This is a genomic window from Pseudomonas sp. B21_DOA (assembly GCA_030544685.1).
Classification (GTDB): domain Bacteria; phylum Pseudomonadota; class Gammaproteobacteria; order Pseudomonadales; family Pseudomonadaceae; genus Aquipseudomonas; species Aquipseudomonas fluorescens_AO.
Map to the genome: position 1 here is coordinate 3,544,627 of CP086683.1, position 18,560 is coordinate 3,563,186.

11 protein-coding genes and 5 pseudogenes are annotated in these 18,560 nt (G+C 62.3%); 15 read left to right on the forward strand and 1 reads right to left on the reverse strand.

Annotated elements, in window-relative coordinates; genetic code table 11:
• Positions 1–7: 7 nt before the first annotated feature.
• The 13 genes and pseudogenes from LJU32_16390 (at position 8) to LJU32_16450 (ending at position 14,423) form a co-directional block, all read left to right on the forward strand.
• Positions 8–973, forward strand: coding sequence for a Gfo/Idh/MocA family oxidoreductase (locus LJU32_16390; protein WKV87328.1), 966 nt, complete (start codon positions 8–10; stop codon positions 971–973).
• Positions 974–1,187: 214 nt separating this feature from the next.
• Complete coding sequence (locus tag LJU32_16395; GenBank protein ID WKV87329.1) at positions 1,188–1,940, forward strand: GntR family transcriptional regulator; 753 nt, start codon at positions 1,188–1,190, stop codon at positions 1,938–1,940.
• A pseudogene (locus LJU32_16400) lies at positions 1,937–3,666 on the forward strand (fumarate reductase/succinate dehydrogenase flavoprotein subunit). Before LJU32_16395 ends, LJU32_16400 begins: the two are co-directional and overlap by 4 nt.
• A gap of 27 nt (positions 3,667–3,693) precedes the next feature.
• Positions 3,694–3,939 carry a ferredoxin family protein gene (locus tag LJU32_16405; protein WKV87330.1) on the forward strand — a complete coding sequence of 82 codons (246 nt, stop codon included), beginning with the start codon at positions 3,694–3,696 and terminating at the stop codon, positions 3,937–3,939.
• A gap of 223 nt (positions 3,940–4,162) precedes the next feature.
• Positions 4,163–5,587, forward strand: a complete 1,425-nt coding sequence (locus LJU32_16410; GenBank protein ID WKV87331.1) for an ABC transporter substrate-binding protein — start codon at positions 4,163–4,165, stop codon at positions 5,585–5,587.
• Positions 5,588–5,637: 50 nt separating this feature from the next.
• Positions 5,638–6,419, forward strand: a pseudogene (locus LJU32_16415) (ABC transporter permease).
• Positions 6,419–7,267 carry an ABC transporter ATP-binding protein gene (locus LJU32_16420; GenBank protein ID WKV87332.1) on the forward strand — a complete coding sequence of 283 codons (849 nt, stop codon included), beginning with the start codon at positions 6,419–6,421 and terminating at the stop codon, positions 7,265–7,267. Before LJU32_16415 ends, LJU32_16420 begins: the two are co-directional and overlap by 1 nt.
• Positions 7,264–8,226 carry a HEAT repeat domain-containing protein gene (locus LJU32_16425; GenBank protein ID WKV87333.1) on the forward strand — a complete coding sequence of 321 codons (963 nt, stop codon included), beginning with the start codon at positions 7,264–7,266 and terminating at the stop codon, positions 8,224–8,226. The genes LJU32_16420 and LJU32_16425 overlap by 4 nt, the downstream gene beginning before the upstream one ends.
• A complete protein-coding gene (locus LJU32_16430; protein WKV87334.1) occupies positions 8,223–8,501 on the forward strand; it encodes a DUF971 domain-containing protein in 279 nt (92 codons plus the stop codon). The genes LJU32_16425 and LJU32_16430 overlap by 4 nt, the downstream gene beginning before the upstream one ends.
• A 193-nt stretch (positions 8,502–8,694) precedes the next feature.
• Positions 8,695–9,312: a transcriptional repressor LexA gene (gene lexA / locus LJU32_16435; GenBank protein ID WKV87335.1), complete on the forward strand. Its 618-nt coding sequence runs from the start codon at positions 8,695–8,697 to the stop codon at positions 9,310–9,312.
• Positions 9,312–9,929 (forward strand): translesion DNA synthesis-associated protein ImuA, encoded by a 618-nt coding sequence (imuA, locus tag LJU32_16440; GenBank protein ID WKV87336.1) that lies wholly within the window; start codon positions 9,312–9,314, stop codon positions 9,927–9,929. The genes lexA and imuA overlap by 1 nt, the downstream gene beginning before the upstream one ends.
• Before the next feature lie 5 nt (positions 9,930–9,934).
• Entirely contained in the window at positions 9,935–11,350 is a 1,416-nt protein-coding gene (locus tag LJU32_16445) for a DNA polymerase Y family protein (protein WKV87337.1), read from the forward strand.
• Positions 11,347–14,423: pseudogene (locus LJU32_16450) on the forward strand (error-prone DNA polymerase). The gene LJU32_16445 and the pseudogene LJU32_16450 overlap by 4 nt, the downstream one beginning before the upstream one ends.
• Positions 14,424–15,368: 945 nt before the next feature.
• On the opposite strand, the pseudogene LJU32_16455 reads toward LJU32_16450, so the two are convergent.
• A pseudogene (locus LJU32_16455) lies at positions 15,369–15,485 on the reverse strand (metal ABC transporter ATP-binding protein).
• A gap of 127 nt (positions 15,486–15,612) precedes the next feature.
• Here LJU32_16455 and LJU32_16460 point away from each other — a divergent pair.
• Both LJU32_16460 and LJU32_16465 read left to right on the forward strand, forming a co-directional pair.
• Positions 15,613–16,302 carry a GntR family transcriptional regulator gene (locus LJU32_16460; protein ID WKV87338.1) on the forward strand — a complete coding sequence of 230 codons (690 nt, stop codon included), beginning with the start codon at positions 15,613–15,615 and terminating at the stop codon, positions 16,300–16,302.
• A gap of 134 nt (positions 16,303–16,436) precedes the next feature.
• A pseudogene (locus LJU32_16465) lies at positions 16,437–18,547 on the forward strand (PAS domain-containing protein).
• The last annotated feature ends 13 nt before the right edge of the window (positions 18,548–18,560 follow it).

Here is an 18,560-nt window from a genome sequence, read left to right on the forward strand (position 1 = left end):
ACTGCCTATGAACGTGGTGCGCTGGGGCATGATCGGTTGCGGCAGCGTCGCTGAACGCAAGAGCGGGCCGGCCTTCTACAAGGCCCCCGGTTCGGCGCTCGTCGCGGTGATGGGCCGACGGCCTGAAGCGGTGACCGATTACGCCGCGCGCCATGGCATCAGCCGCGTCTATACCGACGTCGATGCGCTGATCAACGATCCCGAAGTCGACGCGGTGTACATCGCCACACCGCCCGACAGCCACCACGCCTACAGCCTGAAAGTCGCCGCCGCCGGCAAGCATTGCTGCGTGGAAAAACCCATGGCGCTCAACGCCGGGCAAAGCCGCGAGATGCAGCAAGCGTTTGCCGCTGCCGGTCTGCACTTGTTCGTCTCTTACTACCGTCGCTCGCTGCCGCGCTTTGCCCAGGTACGGCAATGGCTGGAGGAGGGGCGCATCGGTGATGTCCGCCATCTGAACTGGACACTGACCAAAGCGCCGTCGCCGGCTGATCTTGAGGGGCGCGATAATTGGCGTACCGATCCGGCGGTGGCGGGCGGCGGCTACTTTGCCGATTTGGCCAGCCATGGCCTGGACCTGTTTCAGTATCTGCTTGGCGACATCGTTGAAGTCGCCGGTTTCACCGCGCGTCAAGCGGGTTTGTACGCGGCGGAAGATGCGGTCAGCGCCACTTGGCAATTCGCCTCCGGGGCGCTGGGCATGGGCTGCTGGAACTTTGTTGCGGACCGCCGGGAGGATCGCGTCGAGATTATCGGCAGCAAAGGGCGGATCGGGTTTTCGGTGTTTGACGAGCATCCGGTGCAGCTGTTTGCCGATGAGCAGATCAGCCTGGAGATTGCCCATCACGAGCATATTCAGTGGCATCACGTGCTGGGGATGAATGCGCATATTCGGGGTGATTCACAGCATCCCGCCGTGGCCGAGCAAGCCGTCAAGACCGATTGGGTCATGGACCGGATCCTCAAACGCTGAATAGCTCACGATCCCCGGTGGGAGCGAGCCTGCTCGCGAAAGCGGTGTGTCAGTCACGGAGGTATTGACTGACAGAATGCTTTCGCGAGCAGGCTCGCTCCCACAGGTCTTCCGGCGCAACACGCATCTAAGGTTATGCCCAAACAATATTTCTCAACCTCTTCATAACGTCTCTAAGATCACGTCATAACTCGTTATAACAAGTGATCCCGCGATGACCGATAACGTTCTCTCCCTCAGTAGCGTTCCGCTGCACACCCAACTGCGCGACGTCCTGCGTGCGCGGATTCTCGACGGTGAATACCCGCAAGACAGTCAGATGCCTTCCGAAAGCGAACTCGGTGCGCTGTTCAAAGTCAGCCGCATCACCGTGCGCCAAGCCTTGGGCGATCTGCAAAAGGAAGGCCTGATCTTCAAGATCCATGGTAAGGGCACCTTTGTCGCCAAGCCGAAAACCTTTCAGAACGTCAGTAGCCTGCAAGGCCTCGCCGAGTCGATGACCGGGCGCGGTTATGAAGTGATCAACCGCCTGCGCAGTTTCAAATTCATTCCGGCCGACAAGCGTGTCGCCGAGCGTCTGCAGGTGGCCGAAGGTGAGATCGTCGCGCAGATCAAACGCGTGCGCCTGATCAACCGCGAGCCGATCTCGCTGGAAATCACCTACCTGCCCAAAGCGGTCGGCGAACGGCTGGAGAAGGCCGACCTGGTCACTCGCGACATCTTTCTGATTCTGGAAAACGACTGCGGCATCGCCCTTGGCCACGCCGATCTGGCCATCGACGCAGTGCTGGCTGACAGCGACCTGACCCAGGCACTCAACGTCGAAGCGGGCTCGCCGATCATGCGCATCGAGCGCCTGACCCATGACGCCCAGGGCCAGCCGTTGGACTTCGAACACCTTTATTACCGTGGCGATGCGTTCCAGTACCGCCTGCGGATCGACCGGCAAAAAGGGGAGCAGGCATGACCCGCAACGTTCTAGAACAGGAATACGACATCGTCGTGATTGGCGGCGGTACGGCCGGGCCGATGGCAGCGATCAAGGCCAAGGAGAAGAACCGCGATTTGCGCGTATTGCTGGTCGACAAGGCCAACGTCAAGCGCAGCGGCGCGATCAGCATGGGCATGGATGGCCTGAACAACGCGATCATTCCCGGCCACTCGACACCGGAGCAGTACACCAAGGAAATCACCATCGCCAACGACGGCATCGTCAATCAGGCGGCGGTCTACGCCTATGCGACGCACAGTTTTGAAACCATCGAACAACTCGACCGCTGGGGCGTGAAGTTCGAGAAGGACGAAACCGGTGACTACGCGGTGAAAAAGGTCCACCACATGGGCGCCTATGTGCTGCCGATGCCGGAAGGGCACGACATCAAGAAAGTCCTGTATCGACAGTTGAAACGTGCGCGGGTGAGCATCACCAATCGCCTGGTCTGCACGCGTTTGCTGACCGACGAGGAGGGCGCGGTCAACGGTGTGATGGGCTTCGATTGCCGCACCGCCGACTTCCATGTGATCAAGGCCAAAGCGGTGATTCTCGCCTGCGGCGCGGCCGGACGCCTTGGTCTGCCGTCGTCGGGCTACCTGATGGGCACTTACGAAAACCCGACCAATGCCGGTGACGGCTACGCGATGGCCTATCACGCCGGCGCCGAACTGGCCAATCTCGAGTGCTTCCAGATCAACCCGTTGATCAAGGATTACAACGGCCCTGCCTGCGCCTACGTCACCGGCCCGCTGGGTGGCTACACCGCCAACAACAAGGGCGAACGCTTCATCGAGTGCGACTACTGGAGCGGGCAGATGATGTGGGAATTTCACCAGGAACTGGAAAGCGGCAACGGCCCGGTGTTCCTTAAACTCGATCACCTGGCCGAGGAAACCATCCAGAACATCGAGGAAATCCTGCACAGCAACGAGCGCCCGAGCCGTGGCCAGTTCCACGCCAATCGCGGCACTGACTACCGCACGCAGATGGTCGAAATGCACATTTCGGAAATCGGTTTTTGCAGCGGCCACTCGGCGTCCGGCGTGTGGGTCAACGAGCGTGCCGAGACTTCAGTCAAAGGCTTGTACTCGGCCGGCGACATGGCTGCGGTGCCGCACAATTACATGCTCGGCGCGTTCACTTACGGCTGGTTCGCCGGGCACAACGCCGCGGACTTTGTTGCCGGCCGCGAGTTTTCCGCACTGGACAGCGAGCAGATCGCCAAGGAACAGGCCCGGGTCTACGCGCCGCTCGATCGCCAGGACGGTCTGCCGCCGGCGCAGGTCGAATACAAGCTGCGGCGCTTCGTCAACGATTACCTGCAACCGCCGAAAGTGACCAAAAAATGCAGATCGGCCTGCAACGCTTCAGCGACATCGAGCGCGATCTCGAGCAGATGAAAGCCAACAACGCTCACGAACTGATGCGAGCGATGGAAACCAGCGTGATCCGCGACTGTGCCGAAATGGCCGCCCGCGCTTCGTTGTTCCGCGCCGAAAGCCGCTGGGGCCTGTACCACTATCGCGTCGATCATCCGCAACGCAACGACGCCGATTGGTTCTGCCACTGCCATCTGAAGAAGGGCGAGGACGGCCAGATGACCAGTTTCAAGAAGGCCGTCGAGCCCTACATCATCCCGCTCGACGCCGAGGAAATGCAGGCTTACGACCGCCTGCGGGTCGGCGCCTTCGCCGCTTGAGACATCATTTTTCAGAGAGTCCGAACCATGGCTTATCAAGCTCAGGAAATCTTCTTCCGCTCCAATGCCCCGGTCACCGTCGACGAGGACAAATGCATCGCGGAAAAGGGCTGCACGGTGTGCGTCGACGTCTGCCCGATGGACCTGCTGGCGATCAACCCGGCCACGCAAAAGGCCTATATGGCGTTCGATGAATGCTGGTACTGCATGCCATGCGAGAAGGATTGCCCGACGGGGGCCGTCAAAGTCGACATCCCCTATCTCCTGCGTTGAAACCCGGTCGAAGGTGGGAGGGGCTTGCTCCCGAAGAGGCCGGCATTGCTGGCATCACCCTTGACTGAAAAAACGCATTCGGGAGCAAGCCCCTCCCACAAAGGTTTCCCACATTCAATGGTGTGGCAAGCCATTAGCTATCCGGAAACCCCGGACGCTCGATTCACCAAAACCCCTCGTTTCCCACCGCGCCCCGATCGCGGCGGAGACGAACTTCAAACCAATGATTCGAGGGGAAACACTCATGTTGCGTGCAGCACTCGCCGGTCTGGTACTGGCTTCATTCACCTTGTCGGCCTCGGCCGAAACCATCCGCATTGCCATCGGCACCCAGGACACCACCATCAACTGCGCCGCCGGCGGCCTGTTGATCCGTGAACTCGGTCTGCTGGAAAAATACCTGCCCCACGATGGCGCCTACAAAGACGCGAAGTACGACGTGCAGTGGAAGAATTTCACCAGTGGCGCGCCGCTGACCAACGAGATGGTCGCCGGCAAGCTCGATTTCGGTGCCATGGCCGATTTCCCCGGTGCGTTCAACGGGGTGGCATTCGAAACGGCGGGCAAGCACAGCCTGTTCATCAGCGTGCTGTCGGGCAGCATCAAGGGCAGCGGCAACGGCATCGTCGTGCCGAGCGCTTCGTCGGTGCAAAGCCTCAGCGAACTCAAGGGCAAGACCATTTCGGTGCCGTTCGCCTCGACGGCTCACGGCATGTTGCTGCGCGCCGTGGCAGAGCAGGGCTGGGACCCGCTCAAGGATGTCAACATCATCGCCCAGCCACCGGAAGTCGCTGGCTCGGCATTGCAGGCCGGCAAGATCGACGCCCACGCCGATTTCGTGCCCTTCGCCGAGCTGTTCCCGAGCCGTGGTTTCGCCCGCAAGATCTATGACGGCGCCCAGGCCAACGCGCCAACTTTCCATGGCGCACTGGTGGATCAGGCCTACGCGAAAAAGTATCCGGAAATCGTCGTCGCCTATTTGCGCGCGAGCATCGAAGCCAACCAACTGCTCGCCGCCGAACCGGAGAAGTACAGCGAACTGATCGCCAAGGTCACCGGCGTCGATGCCGAGGTCAACTACCTGTTCCACGGCCCGTTGGGCGTGCAGACCCGCGACCTGAGTTGGAAACCTGAATACCGCCAGGCTGTGGGTACTGCCATCGATACCTTGAAGCTGCTGAAGAAAGCCGATCGCGGGCTCGACCTGAACAGCTTCATCGACGATCAGTACATCCGCGCCGCCTTCAAGGCTGCGAACCTCGATTACACCGCGCAACTGGCCAACTACGCGCAGACGCCGGTGCCGGGTGTGGATGCGGCGACGGGCAAAGCCATCACCGACGTCAGCCATGTCGCGGAAATCTGGGTGCGTGGCGAGGAAAAAATCCGCCGTTATGGCTCGGCTGAAGCGGCCTTCACCGCGTTGGCAGGGTTGAAACAGGAGGGCAAGAACATTCGTGCGGTGTATGCGCAGGCCAGTGACAGCGGGATCAAATTGCTCGCTGAACAGGCGTGGTTTGCCAGCGACGCCAAGGGCCGCCTCAGTGCATTTCTGCTCAAAGGCCAGGCCCAGCAATACGCTGCGGCGCAGGGTGGCAAGGTGTTCGATTTCAGCGATGCCACTGCCCAGGTCGTTGCCGTGCGCTAACCCCAAAAACACTGCATTCCCCCTGTAGGATCTGGTTGAGAGGAATATTTGTGTATCGATCCTGTTTGCGCTGGATTCCGAGGACCAGCTCACTGCTGCTCTGCCTGCTCTTCTGGCAACTCGCCGCCAGCCATCACTGGAACCTCGGCCTGGTCACCTTCGCCAACGTGCCAACTCCCTTGGCCGTCGTCGAAGCCGCGCTGGGCCTGGGCGACTCGGGCAAACTCTGGCAGCACCTGAGCAGCAGCCTCGGCCGCGTCTTCGCCGGTTACGTGGCGGCGTTGATCATCGGCATCGCCCTGGGCCTGGCCATCGGCCGGTCGAAATGGGCCGAAGACATTCTGCTGCCACCACTGGAGGTCCTGCGCCCGATCCCCGCCGTGGCGTGGATTCCGCTGGCGATCCTGATGTTTCCATCCTCGGAATTGTCGATGGTCTTTATCACCTTCACCGGCGCGCTGTTCCCGATTCTGCTCAACACCGTGCACGGCGTCGAAGGCGTCGATCCACGCCTGATCGCCTCGGCAAAAGCCTCGGGGCAGGGCGTCGGGCGATTCTGCTGGAGGTGATTCTGCCGGGCGCTGCGCCGAGCATCATTACCGGCCTGGCGATCGGCATGGGCACGTCGTGGTTCTGTCTGGTGACGGCGGAAATGATCTCCGGGCAGTTCGGCATCGGTTACTACACCTGGGAGTCCTACACCATTCAGAACTACGCCGACATTGTCGTCGGCATGCTCCTGATCGGCGTGTTGGGCATGGGCAGCAGTTGGCTGATCAAACGCCTGGGCGGCTTGTTCACGCCTTGGCATCGACCGCGAGGCAAAGCCTGATGAGCGTGATGCAAACCCCGGAAGGGCGGATCGACATTCGCCAGTTGTCCATCGTCCTCGGCCAGGGCCGCGAGGCTTTCGAAGCGGTGCAGGGTCTCGATTGCCAGATCGAACCCGGGCAGTTCGTGTGCATTCTCGGCCCGTCCGGTTGCGGCAAGTCGACCTTGCTCGGCGCTCTGGCCGGGCACTTGAATGCCAGTACCGGCAGCTTGAAAGTCGACGGCAGCGCGGTGGCCGGCCCGTCGCCGCAGCGCGGCATGGTGTTTCAGCACCACACGCTGTTCCCGTGGCGTACGGTGCGCGACAACGTCGCCTTCGGCCTGAAGATGCGCGGCGTCGGCAAGGCTGAGCGGCATCGCGCGGCTGATGAAATCCTCAAACTGGTCGGCCTCGAAGGCTTCGCCGAGCGCTGGCCGGATCAACTCTCCGGAGGCATGCAGCAGCGGGTGGAGATTGCCCGGGTGCTGGTCAATCGCCCGCGCCTGTTGCTGATGGACGAGCCGTTCGGCGCGCTGGATGCGCTGACCCGCTTGAACATGCAGGAACTGTTGCTGGACATCTGGACGCGCATCCGCACGACCGTGGTTTTCGTCACCCATGACATCGACGAGGCGCTGTTTCTAGCCGATCGCTTGCTGGTAATGAGCGCGCGACCAGGGCGAATCATCGAAGACCTGCGTCTGGACTTTCCACGCCCGCGTATCAGTGAACTGGTGACCAGCCCCGAGTTCGCTCGCCTGAAACGCCATTGCCTTGACCTGCTGCGCCACGACAACGACCGACCGCTGCCGCGCCTCAATCCGCTCGGCCTGCCTCCTGAAAACCCTTTACCGCGATTTGCCCTATGACCTCTATTTTTGCTGTGACCGACAACGAAGACATCCTCGCCCTGCAACCGCGCCTGACGGCGGAAGACGCTGGCGTGCGGCGCATTGCCCTGATTGATCTGGCCGATCTGGAGGAATTGGATGGTTTGCTCTGGCTGGTTGATCGACTCCGGCAGGATCCTGCCGAGGACGTCCGCGCTGAAGCCGCACGATTGCTCGAAGCGTGGGAGGATGAAGCGGTCGTGCAAGCCTTGTGCGAAGCGCTGACGGATCCGGCGCCCGCCGTGCAATCGGCGGCGGCGCAAAGCCTGAGCCTGCTCAAGACTGCGGCGGCGGGGCGGGTCATTCTGCCGTGGACCGCACATGCCGATGTCAGTGTGCGCATCGCCGCCTTTCGGGCGTTACGCGAATTGCGCTTCGCCGAGGCCGCGTCGGCTGCCGTCGCCGCGTTGGAGGATGCCGATGCTCATGTTCGGCGCGAAGCGGTAGGCGTGCTCGGCTGGCTCAAACAGCTCGACGCGCTGCCAGCCCTGGCGCGCCTGGCCAGCGACGACCCGGACACCGAAGTGCGCCGCGCCGCCACCGGCGCGCTCGGTCTGGCCAGCGACGCCGAAGTGCTGCCGGCGTTGCGCCAGGCGTTGCGCGACCCTGCCTGGCAAGTGCGCGAAGAAGCTGCGACCACGCTGGGCAAGGTCGGTCACAGCGACGCCGGCCCGGCCTTGGTCGATGCGCTGAGCGATGATTACTGGCAAGTGCGCCTGCGCGCCACCCGCAGTCTCGGTCGCTTGCGCTTCGTCCCGGCCCTGGACGCGCTGATCGAAACCCTCGGCCACCGCATCAGCAACCTGCGTAAGGAAGCTGCGCTGGCCCTCGGTGAATTGAACGATCGCGGCGCCGTGGCCGCATTGCAGGCGGCGCAGGACGACGGCGACCCGGAAGTGCGCAAAGCCGTACGCATCGCGTTGAGTCAGTTGCAATGAACCCGCTGTCGGTGGGCAACTCGCAAAGTGAGCGCACGTTACGCCTGAGTTGGCCGGACGGGCGTGAATCACTGCTCAAGCATGCCGATCTGCGCCGGCAATGCCCATGCTCGCAATGCCGCGCATTTCGCCTGCGCGGCGTCACGCCGCTGGTTGATGAGCGCGTGCGCCTGATCGAGGTCAACCCGCAGGGGTATGGCGTGCAACTGGTGTTCAGCGACGGGCATCAACGCGGGATTTACCCGTGGGCGTACCTGGCGCAACTGGCTTCCTGACCTTACCCGATGATCGTTCCCACGCTCCGCGTGGGAATGCAGCCCGTGACGCTCCGCGTCACTGGACGCGGAGCGTCCCTTGAGGCATTCCCACGCAGAGCGTGGGAACGATCAGATCGCAGCCTTCGGCAGCTGCCTGCGTCGGCTTGCGCCGACTGGCGGTTCTTGTCAGGAAATTCCTACAGGAGTACAAATGTACTCCATGACAAACCTGACTCCCCGCCGTACCGCCATTCTGACGTTTATCCGCGATCGCATCGCCGAGCACGGTCAGCCCCCAAGCCTCGCTGAAATCAGCGAGGCTTTTGGTTTTGCCTCGCGCAGCGTGGCGCGCAAGCATGTGCTGGCGCTCACCGAAGCCGGTTTCATCGAGGTCAACCCGCATCAGGCCCGGGGCATTCGCCTGGTTGGCCAGCCGCCGCGTCCGGAGCTGCTGGAAATCCCCGTACTCGGTCGCGTGGCCGCCGGCGCACCGATTGGCGCCGATGCCGACATCCATAACCGTTTGCTGCTCGATCCGGCGCTGTTCTCGCGTACCCCGGATTACATGCTGCGGGTACAGGGTGACTCGATGATCGAAGACGGCATCCTCGACGGCGATCTGGTCGGGGTGCGACGCAATCCCGAGGCGCTCAACGGCCAGATCGTCGTTGCGCGTCTGGACGGTGAAGTCACCATCAAACGCTTCGAACGGGTCGGGGATGAAGTGCGCCTTCTGCCGCGCAACCCGGCCTATCAGCCCATCGTTGTGCGTAAGGATCAGGATCTGGCCATCGAAGGCGTGTTCTGTGGTCTGGTGAGGCAAGGCTGATGGGCGCCGTCGTTGCACTGGATACGCTGTTCAATGGCGGCCAGGTCTGGCGCGGCCGGCCTGCGCCACCTTCGGCGAGCCCGCAGCCGACCGGGCATGCGGCATTGGACGCGGCCCTGCCCAGCGGCGGCTGGCCGGAAGCGGCGCTGAGCGAAATTCTCTTGGCCGGCCCCGGTGTCGGCGAGCTGCAGCTGGTCTGGCCAACCCTGGCGCGATTGTCGGCGGCGGGTGAGCGCATCGTGCTGGTGGCGCCGCCGTTCTTGCCGTACCCACAAGCGTGGGCCAATGCCGGGGTTGATCTGCGCCAGTTGTCGGTGATTCAGGCCAGCGAGCGCGATGCCTTGTGGGCGGCGGAGCAATGCCTGCGTTCGGGCAGTTGCGGCGCGGTGCTGTGCTGGCCGAACAAGGCCGATGACCGAGCCTTGCGGCGTTTGCAGGTGGCGGCTGAAACCGGCCAGACCCTGGCCTTTGCCTGGCGCCCGTTGAGCGAAGCGGTCAACCCGTCGCCGGCAGCGTTACGGATTGCCATCGATGCCAAACCGGCGCAGCTACGCGTACTCAAATGCCGTGGCGGCCTGGCGCGTGCTACGCCGATTGCCTTTGCCGTGGGGCACTGATTGTCATGCGCTGGGTATGTATCCTGTTTCCGCAATTGGCCCTCGACGCCGTACTGCGTCAGCGGCCCGACCCTGAAGAGCCGCTGGTCCTGCTCAGCGGCCCGGCCCAGCGGCGGGTGCTGCAAGCGGTAAATCCGGCGGCACGCAAACTCGGCCTGCGCCCCGGCATGTCGATGACCGCCGCGCAAGCCATGAGCAAAGGCTTTGCCACCGCCGATTACGAGGTGGCCGAGGTCGAGCACTGGCAGCAGTTTCTCGCCGCATGGGCCTACCGTTTCAGCGCGCAAGTCAGCGTGCATTACCCGCGTACCGTGGTGTTCGAGATCGAATCGAGCCTGGGCCTGTTCGGTACCTGGCCGCAATTCGAAGCTCGCCTGCGCCAGGAGTTGAAAGACCTGGGCTTTCGTCACCGCATCGTCGCCGCGCCGAACCCAGTGGCTGCGCGAGTGCTGGCCAATGCCTACGATGGCTTGGTGGTGCCGGACGGCGAGGCCTTGCAGCATCATCTCGGGCAATTGCCGGTCGACCGCGTCGGGCTGGAGCCGAATGTCGCCACGGCGTTGTCGCGCATGGGCCTGCGCAATCTCAGTCAGGTGCAAAGCCTGCCACGCCAGGCACTGGCCCGGCGTTTCGAAGCGCAGATGCTCAAGCACCTCGACACCCTGTTCGGCGCACGCCCTCTGGCGCTGGCGTTCTATCTGCCGCCCGACCGATTCGATATCCGCATCGAACTGAATTACGACGTGCAGTCCCATCAGGCCTTGTTGTTCCCGTTACGGCGTCTGACCGGCGACCTGTCAGCGTTCCTTTGCGGGCGTGACAGCGGAGTGCAGCGTTTCGATTTGCTTCTGGAACACGCCGGGCTGCCGGATACGGAGATCAAGGTCGGCCTGCTCAGTGCCGAGCGTGATGCGGCGATGCTCTTTGAGTTGGCACGCGGGCGACTGGAACAAATCCAGGTCGAGGCGCCGGTGCGTGGTTTTCGCTTGCGCGCCGAAGACCTGCCGAGTTTCGTTCCGCAGTATCAGGAACTGTTCGACGATCGCCCGCAGCAAACCTTGCCCTGGGAGCAACTGCGCGAACGCCTGCGCGCACGGTTGGGTGATGACGCTGTGCAAGGGCTGCGCTTTCAGGCCGATCATCGCCCCGAGTACGCGTGGCAGAACGCTGCCGATAAACAGCTTTGCAGCGGTTTGCCCAACGTCCAGCGGCCGGGCTGGCTGCTCAACGAACCACAAAGCGTGCCGGAAGGCTCGGCGCGGATTCTGATGGGGCCGGAGCGTATTGAATCCGGCTGGTGGGACGGCGGTGACGTGCGGCGTGATTATTACCTGATCCAGAACCGCGCCGGTCAGCAAGGCTGGGCCTGGCGCGCCGTGGGTGAGGGCGGTCCGTTGTGGCTGCAGGGCTGGTTCGCATGAGTGCCGATTACGCCGAACTGCATTGCCTGTCGAACTTCAGTTTCCAGCGCGGAGCCTCGAGCGCGCTGGAGCTGTTCCAACGGGCGAAAAAGCACGGCTATCAGGCGCTGGCGATCTCCGACGAATGTACCCTGGCCGGAATCGTCCGTGCCTGGCAAGCGGCGAAGTCCGTTGAGTTGCCGTTGATCATCGGCAGCGAGATACGCATCGACAACGGCCCGAAACTGGTGCTGCTGGTGGAAAACCTTGCTGGTTATCAGGCCTTGTGCGGCTTGATCACCCAGGCCCGGCGCCGAACACAGAAAGGCCAGTATCAAATCCTGCGTGAAGACTTCGCCGAAGCGCTGCCGGGTTTGCTGGTGTTGTGGGTGCCGGATTCAGTGGATGACCGGGAAGAGGGGCGCTGGCTGAAACAAACCTTCGGCGACCGCCTGTGGCTCACGGTGCAACTGCATCGCGGGCAGAACGATCAGCAGCGCCTGGCGGCATTATTGGCTCTGGCGGCTGAGTTGCAGATTCCAGCCGTGGCCAGCGGCGATGTGCACATGCACGCCCGGGGGCGCCGTGCCTTGCAGGACACCATGACCGCGATCCGTCATCACGTCCCCGTGGCCGAAGCGGGTTTGCGCCTGCATCCCAACGGCGAGCGGCATTTGCGTTGCCTTGATGTGCTGCGCGAATTGTATCCGCCGGCCTTGCTCGAGGAATCGGTCAAACTGGCCCGACGTTGCACCTTCGATCTGAGCGAACTGCGCTATCAGTACCCGAAAGAGCTGGTACCTGCTGGTCACAGTGCCAGTTCCTGGTTGCGCCATCTGACCGAGGAGGGCATTGCCTGGCGCTGGCCGAAAGGGCCTCAGGCCAAGGTGCTCAAGCAGATCGATGACGAGCTGCAATTGATCGCCGAACTCGGCTACGAAAGCTACTTCCTCACCGTGCATGACGTGGTGCGCTTTGCCCGCACACAGAAAATCCTCTGTCAGGGCCGTGGTTCGGCAGCCAACTCGGCGGTGTGTTTTGCCTTGGGCATCACCGAGATCGACCCGGACCGCACCACGCTATTGTTCGAACGCTTCATGTCCAAGGAACGCAATGAGCCGCCGGACATCGATGTTGATTTCGAGCACGAGCGCCGCGAGGAAGTCCTGCAATACGTGTTCAACCGTTACGGCCGGCGGCGTGCGGCGTTGACGGCGGTGGTCAGCACCTATCACGCCACCGGCGCCGTGCGCGATGTGGCCAAGGCTCTCGGCCTGCCGCCGGATCAGATCAACGCGCTGGCCGACTGCTGCGGGCGCTGGAGTGATGAAACGCCGCCGCTGGAACGCTTGCGCGAAGGTGGCTTCGATCCGGACAGCCCGGTGCTGCGCCGGGTATTGAGCCTGACCGGGCAACTGATCGGCTTCCCCGGCACCTGTCGCAGCATCCCGGCGGTTTTGTGATTTCCGAGCAGCCGCTGGACACCTTGGTGCCGGTCGAAAATGCGGCAATGGCCGACCGCACCATCATTCAGTGGGACAAGGACGACCTCGATGCGGTCGGCCTGCTCAAGGTGGATATTCTCGCCTTGGGCATGCTCAGTGCGATTCGCCGCTGCTTCGACCTGCTGCGCCGGCATCGTGATCTGAACCTGACACTCGCGACAATCCCGCCCGAAGACAAACCGACCTACGAAATGATCAGCCGTGCCGATACGGTCGGGGTGTTCCAGATCGAGTCGCGGGCGCAGATGTCGATGCTGCCGCGCCTGAAGCCAAAGACCTTCTACGATTTGGTCATCGAAGTGGCGATTGTCCGGCCCGGGCCGATTCAGGGCGGCATGGTTCATCCATATCTGCGCCGACGTAATAACGAAGAGGCGGAAACCTATCCATCGCCGGCGCTCAAAGTCGTGCTGGAAAGAACCCTGGGCGTGCCGTTGTTCCAGGAACAGGTCATGCAGATCGCCATCGTCGCTGCCGACTATAGCCCCGGGGAGGCCGATCAGTTGCGCCGTTCCATGGCGGCGTGGAAACGCCATGGCGGACTGGAGCCGCACAAGGAACGTCTTGCCGCCGGCATGAAAAAGAATGGCTACACGCCGGAATTTGCCGCGCAGATCTTCGAGCAGATCAAGGGGTTCGGCAGTTACGGCTTCCCCGAATCCCATGCCGCCAGTTTTGCTTTGCTGACCTACGCCAGTTGCTGGCTCAAGTGCCACGAGCCGGCGGCGTTCGCCTGTGCGCTGATCAATAGTTGGCCGATGGGTTTCTACAGCCCTGACCAGATTCTGCAGGACGCGCGCCGGCACCAGTTACAGATCCGTCCGGTGGACGTGCGCGCCAGCGACTGGGATTGCAGCCTCGAACCGCTGAGTGCCGGGCAGCCGGCGATTCGCATGGGCCTGCGCATGATCAAGGGTTTTCGCGAAGAAGATGCGCGGCGCATCGAAGCCGCGCGCCGACACGGAGCCTTTGCCGATGTCGCTGACCTGGGTGAGCGCGCCGCTCTCGACAGTCGTGCGCAGGCCCTGCTGGCTGACTCCGGCGCTTTGCGCGGTCTGGCCGGGCATCGCCATCGCGCGCGTTGGGAAGTGGCCGGGGTACAGAAACAACTCGGCCTGTTCGCCGGCCTGCCCAACGAGGAAGAAGTCAAAATCGTCCTGCCCAAACCCAGCGTTGGCGAAGACCTGCACGCTGATTACGCCACGGTGGGGACGACGCTGGGGCCACATCCATTGGCCTTGTTGCGTGGCGAGTTGCAGGCCCGGCGCTGCCGCAGCTCGCAGGAATTGATGGATATCGAGCATGGCCGGCCGGTCAGCGTGGCCGGCCTGGTCACCGGCCGACAGCGCCCCGGTACGGCCAGCGGCGTGACGTTCGTGACCCTGGAAGACGAGTTCGGCAACGTCAACGTGGTGGTCTGGCGTGACCTCGCCGAGCGTCAGCGACAGGTGCTGGTGGGTTCGCAATTGCTCAAGGTCGACGGCCGCTGGGAGCGCGAAGGCGATGTGCGCCACCTGATCGCCGGGCGCATGAGCGACCTGAGTCCACTACTCAATGGCATTCACGTGCAGAGCCGGGATTTCCACTGATTCCATGTAAGAGTGAGTCTGCTCGCGCAAGCGGTAGGCCAGGCGATGACGATGTTGAATGTACCGACGCCTTCGCGAGCAAGCTCGCTCCCACAGGGATTTTGGTTGCGATGAAGATGGTCGATCTGCCCCGTATCAGTGTGGGAGCGAGCCTGCTCGCGAAAGCGCAGTGTCAGGCAATGACGATGTTGAATGTACCGCCGCCTTCGCGAGCAAGCTCGCTCCCACAGGGATTTTGGTTGCGATGAAGATGGTCGATCTGCCCCATATCAGTGTGGCAGCGAGCCTGCTCGCGAAAGCGCAGTGTCAGGCAATGACGATGTTGACTGTGCCAGCGCCTTCGCGAGCAGGCTCGCTCCCACAGAGATTTTGGTTGCGATGAAGATGGTTGATCGGCCCCGGATCAGTGTGGGAGCGAGCTTGCTCGCGAAAGCGGACTGTCAGGCGATGACGATGTTGAATGTACCGCCGCCTTCGCGAGCAAGCTCGCTCCCACAGGGATCTTGGTTGCGATGAAGATGGTCGATCTGCCCCATATCAGTGTGGCAGCGAGCCTGCTCGCGAAAGCGCAGTGTCAGGCAATGACGATGTTGACTGTGCCAGCGCCTTCGCGAGCAGGCTCGCTCCCACAGAGATTTTGGTTGCGATGAAGATGGTTGATCGGCCCCGGATCAGTGTGGGAGCGAGCCTGCTCGCGAAAGCGCAGTGTCAGGCAATGACGATGTTGACTGTGCCGCCGCCTTCGCGAGCAAGCTCGCTCCCACAGGGACTTTGGTTGCTCTGGAAATGGTCGATCTACCCCGTATCAGTGTGGGAGCGAGCCTGCTCGCGAAATCGCAGTGTCAGGCGATGACGATGTCGAACGTGCCGACGCCTTCGCGAGCAAGCTCGCTCCCACAGGGGTTTTGGTTGCGATGAAGATGGTTGATCGGCCCCGGATCAGTGTGGGAGCGAGCTTGCTCGCGAAAGCGGACTGTCAGGCGATGACGTTGTTGACTGTGCCGACGCCTTTGCGAGCAGGCTCGCTCCCACAGGTTTTGGCTGCTTATTCAAAATCGAGATAAATCAAAAGGCTGCACCTTTGGACCGAAGGCAGATATTCTGCGCTTCACACGGGGACGGGAATCCGATCAATCTCCATGGCCAGCCATTGCCAGGATGAATTGCCCGACGCCGAAGGAGTGTTCGAATGACCGAAAAGAAACTGGAAACCACGGTCGACCGCGTCTACCAAGGGGTTTACGCGGCGATCAGCAAGCGTTCGTTGCGTCCCGGCATGAAGCTGGGCGAGGCCTCGCTGGCCGAGCTGTTCAATGTCAGCCGCACCTCGGTGCGGGCTGCGCTCAAGCAATTAGAGGCCGATGGCCTAGTGACGACCGAGCCTAACAAAGGCGCGTCGGTTTCTTTGCCCAGTGACGCAGAGCTGCGTTCGCTGTTCGAAACCCGGCGGCTGATCGAAATCGGCATCGTCACCGAACTGTGCCGACGCAAGGACACCGTTGCCCTGCAGGACCTGCGCGAGCACTTGCTGCTGGAAGACGCCGCCCATGCAGCCGGCGACCATGAACGGCTGATCCACTTGCTTGGCGAATTCCACCTCAAACTGGCGCGCAGCCTGAACAATCCGGTGCTGCTCGACTGGTTCCAGAAACTGATCTCGCGCGCCTCGCTGTATGCCGCCGCGCTCGACGACGACAGTCACCAGGCCTGCCGCGACGATGAACACCTGCGCCTGCTCGAGTACATCGAGGCCGGCAATCAGAGCGCCGCGATCGAGCTGACCTGCACGCACCTCAACGGAATCGAGAAAGCGATTCTTGACGTTGCTGCAAAAATGAAAACCGGCTATCACCCGCTCAAACACCTCATTGGCGTCTGAATCGGCTCGCGTTGGAAATCGCTGTATCTCCAATGAAACCAATGCGCTTTCAGAGCCTCGAAACACACGGGCGTCGCGTCGTTGTAGCGTTGCGATAGATCGGAAAACCGCAAAAAAGGACACTGAGTCAGGCGATGCAGTTTTTATCCGAAAGCCACGGCTGTGAGGGCTGGAAAGGCGAAATGGCCGAACGCATTCGGGCGTTTGACTGGAGCCATACCGAACTGGGTCCGCTCGCCGACTGGCCGGCCAGCCTGTGCAACACCGTGCAACTGATGCTGGCTTCGCCGTTGCCGATGGTGATGCTCTGGGGGCACGCCGGTTACATGATCTACAACGACGCCTATTCCGAATTCGCGGGGGCCGCCATCCCTATCTACTCGGCGTCCCGGTTGAGCTGGGCTGGCCGGAAGTCGCCGAATTCAACCGTCACGTCGTCGACACCTGCCTGGCCGGTGGCACCTTGTCCTATCGCAACAAAGAGCTGGTATTGCTGCGCGACGGCGTCCCCGAAGATGTCTGGATGGATTTGTATTACAGCCCGGTGGCCAACGATGAAGGCGTGCCCGGCGGCGTCATGGCGATGGTCGTCGAGACCACCGAACTGGTGCACTCCGAGCGCCTGCGCCAGGCGGCGGAAGACGCTTATCGCGCCGACAACGAACGCGTGCGTCTGGCCTTGAATGCCGGCGCACTGCTGGGCTCGTTTGTCTGGGACATCAAGAACAATCGCTTCTCCGCTGACGAACGTTTCGCCCGCACCTTTTCCTATCCGCCGGATCAGGACCTGAGCGATCTGCAACAAGAGATCGCCGAATCGCGCATCCATCCCGAGGATCATCGATGGGTGCAGGAGCGGGTTGCCCAATGCGTGCGCACTGGCGAACCGTACAACGCCGAATACCGCGTGCAGCGTGGCGACGGCCAGTATCTGTGGGTCTTGGCCAGTGGTGCCTGCGAGTTCGATGAAGACGGCAAGCCGTTTCGTTTCCCCGGCGTGCTGATCGATATTCATGAGCGCAAGAACGCCGAAGAATCCCTGCTCAAATTCACCCGCAACCTCGAACAGCGCGTGGCCGCCGAAGTGGATGCGCGACTGGCTGCGGAAGAGCAATTGCGTCAATCGCAGAAACTCGAAGCCATCGGCGGCCTCACCGGCGGCGTCGCCCACGACTTCAACAATCTGCTGCAAGTGATCGCCGGCAACCTGCATCTGCTCGCTCGGCATGAGCCGAACAATGCCAACGTACAGCGCCGGGTCGGGGCTTCGCTGGCGGCGGTCGAACGCGGTGCCAAACTGTCTTCGCAATTGCTCGCCTTTGCCCGGCGGCAACCGCTGTCACCGGCCGTGTGCAACCCCGAGCAGATTTTCGAAGGCGTCGGCGAACTGCTGCAACGCGCCCTGGGCGAAACCATTCAGATCGACGTGCAACTGCCGCCGCAGCCCTGGCATATCAACGTCGACCGCAACCAACTGGAAAACGCGATTCTCAATCTGGCCATCAACGCCCGCGACGCGATGAAGGGCGAGGGCGTTATTGGCCTCAGCGCCGCCAACGTCTGCCTGGACAGCGAATACTGCGCCGGCAAGGGCATCGCGGCCGGTGAGTATGTTCGCGTGGCGGTCAGCGACACCGGCGTGGGCATTGCCCCACAAATGCTGGAACAGGTCTTCGAACCGTTTTTCACCACCAAGGCCGACGGGCAGGGCACCGGGCTGGGCTTGAGCATGGTCTTCGGCTTCGTCAAGCAGAGTGGCGGCCACGTCGAGATCGACAGCAAGCTCGGCGAAGGCACGCGGGTGCAGTTGTATTTCCCGCGCAGCTTGCGCCCGGTCCGCGAAGAGACCGCGAGTATCGGCGAACGCAAGGGCGGTGGCCACGAAACCATTCTGGTGGTGGAGGACAACGACGCCGTGCGCGCTTCGGCGGTGGAGTTGCTGCGCGAAGAAGGCTATCGAGTGATGACCGCGTGCAATGGCGACGTCGCCATGCAGATGTTGCTGGAAGGCATCGAGATTGAGCTGATCTTCACCGATGTGGTCATGCCCGGCCTGATCAAGAGTTCGGATCTGGCCGCATGGGCCAAGGTGCAGACGCCGCCGGTGCCGGTGCTGTTCACCTCCGGGCATACCCGCGACATCATTTCCCGCGACCACCAACTCAGCCCCGATACGCATCTGCTTGGCAAACCTTACAGCCCGCAAGCGTTGCTGCAGATGATTTGCGAGGTGCTCGGCACTTGAGGCCGAGCGCTGC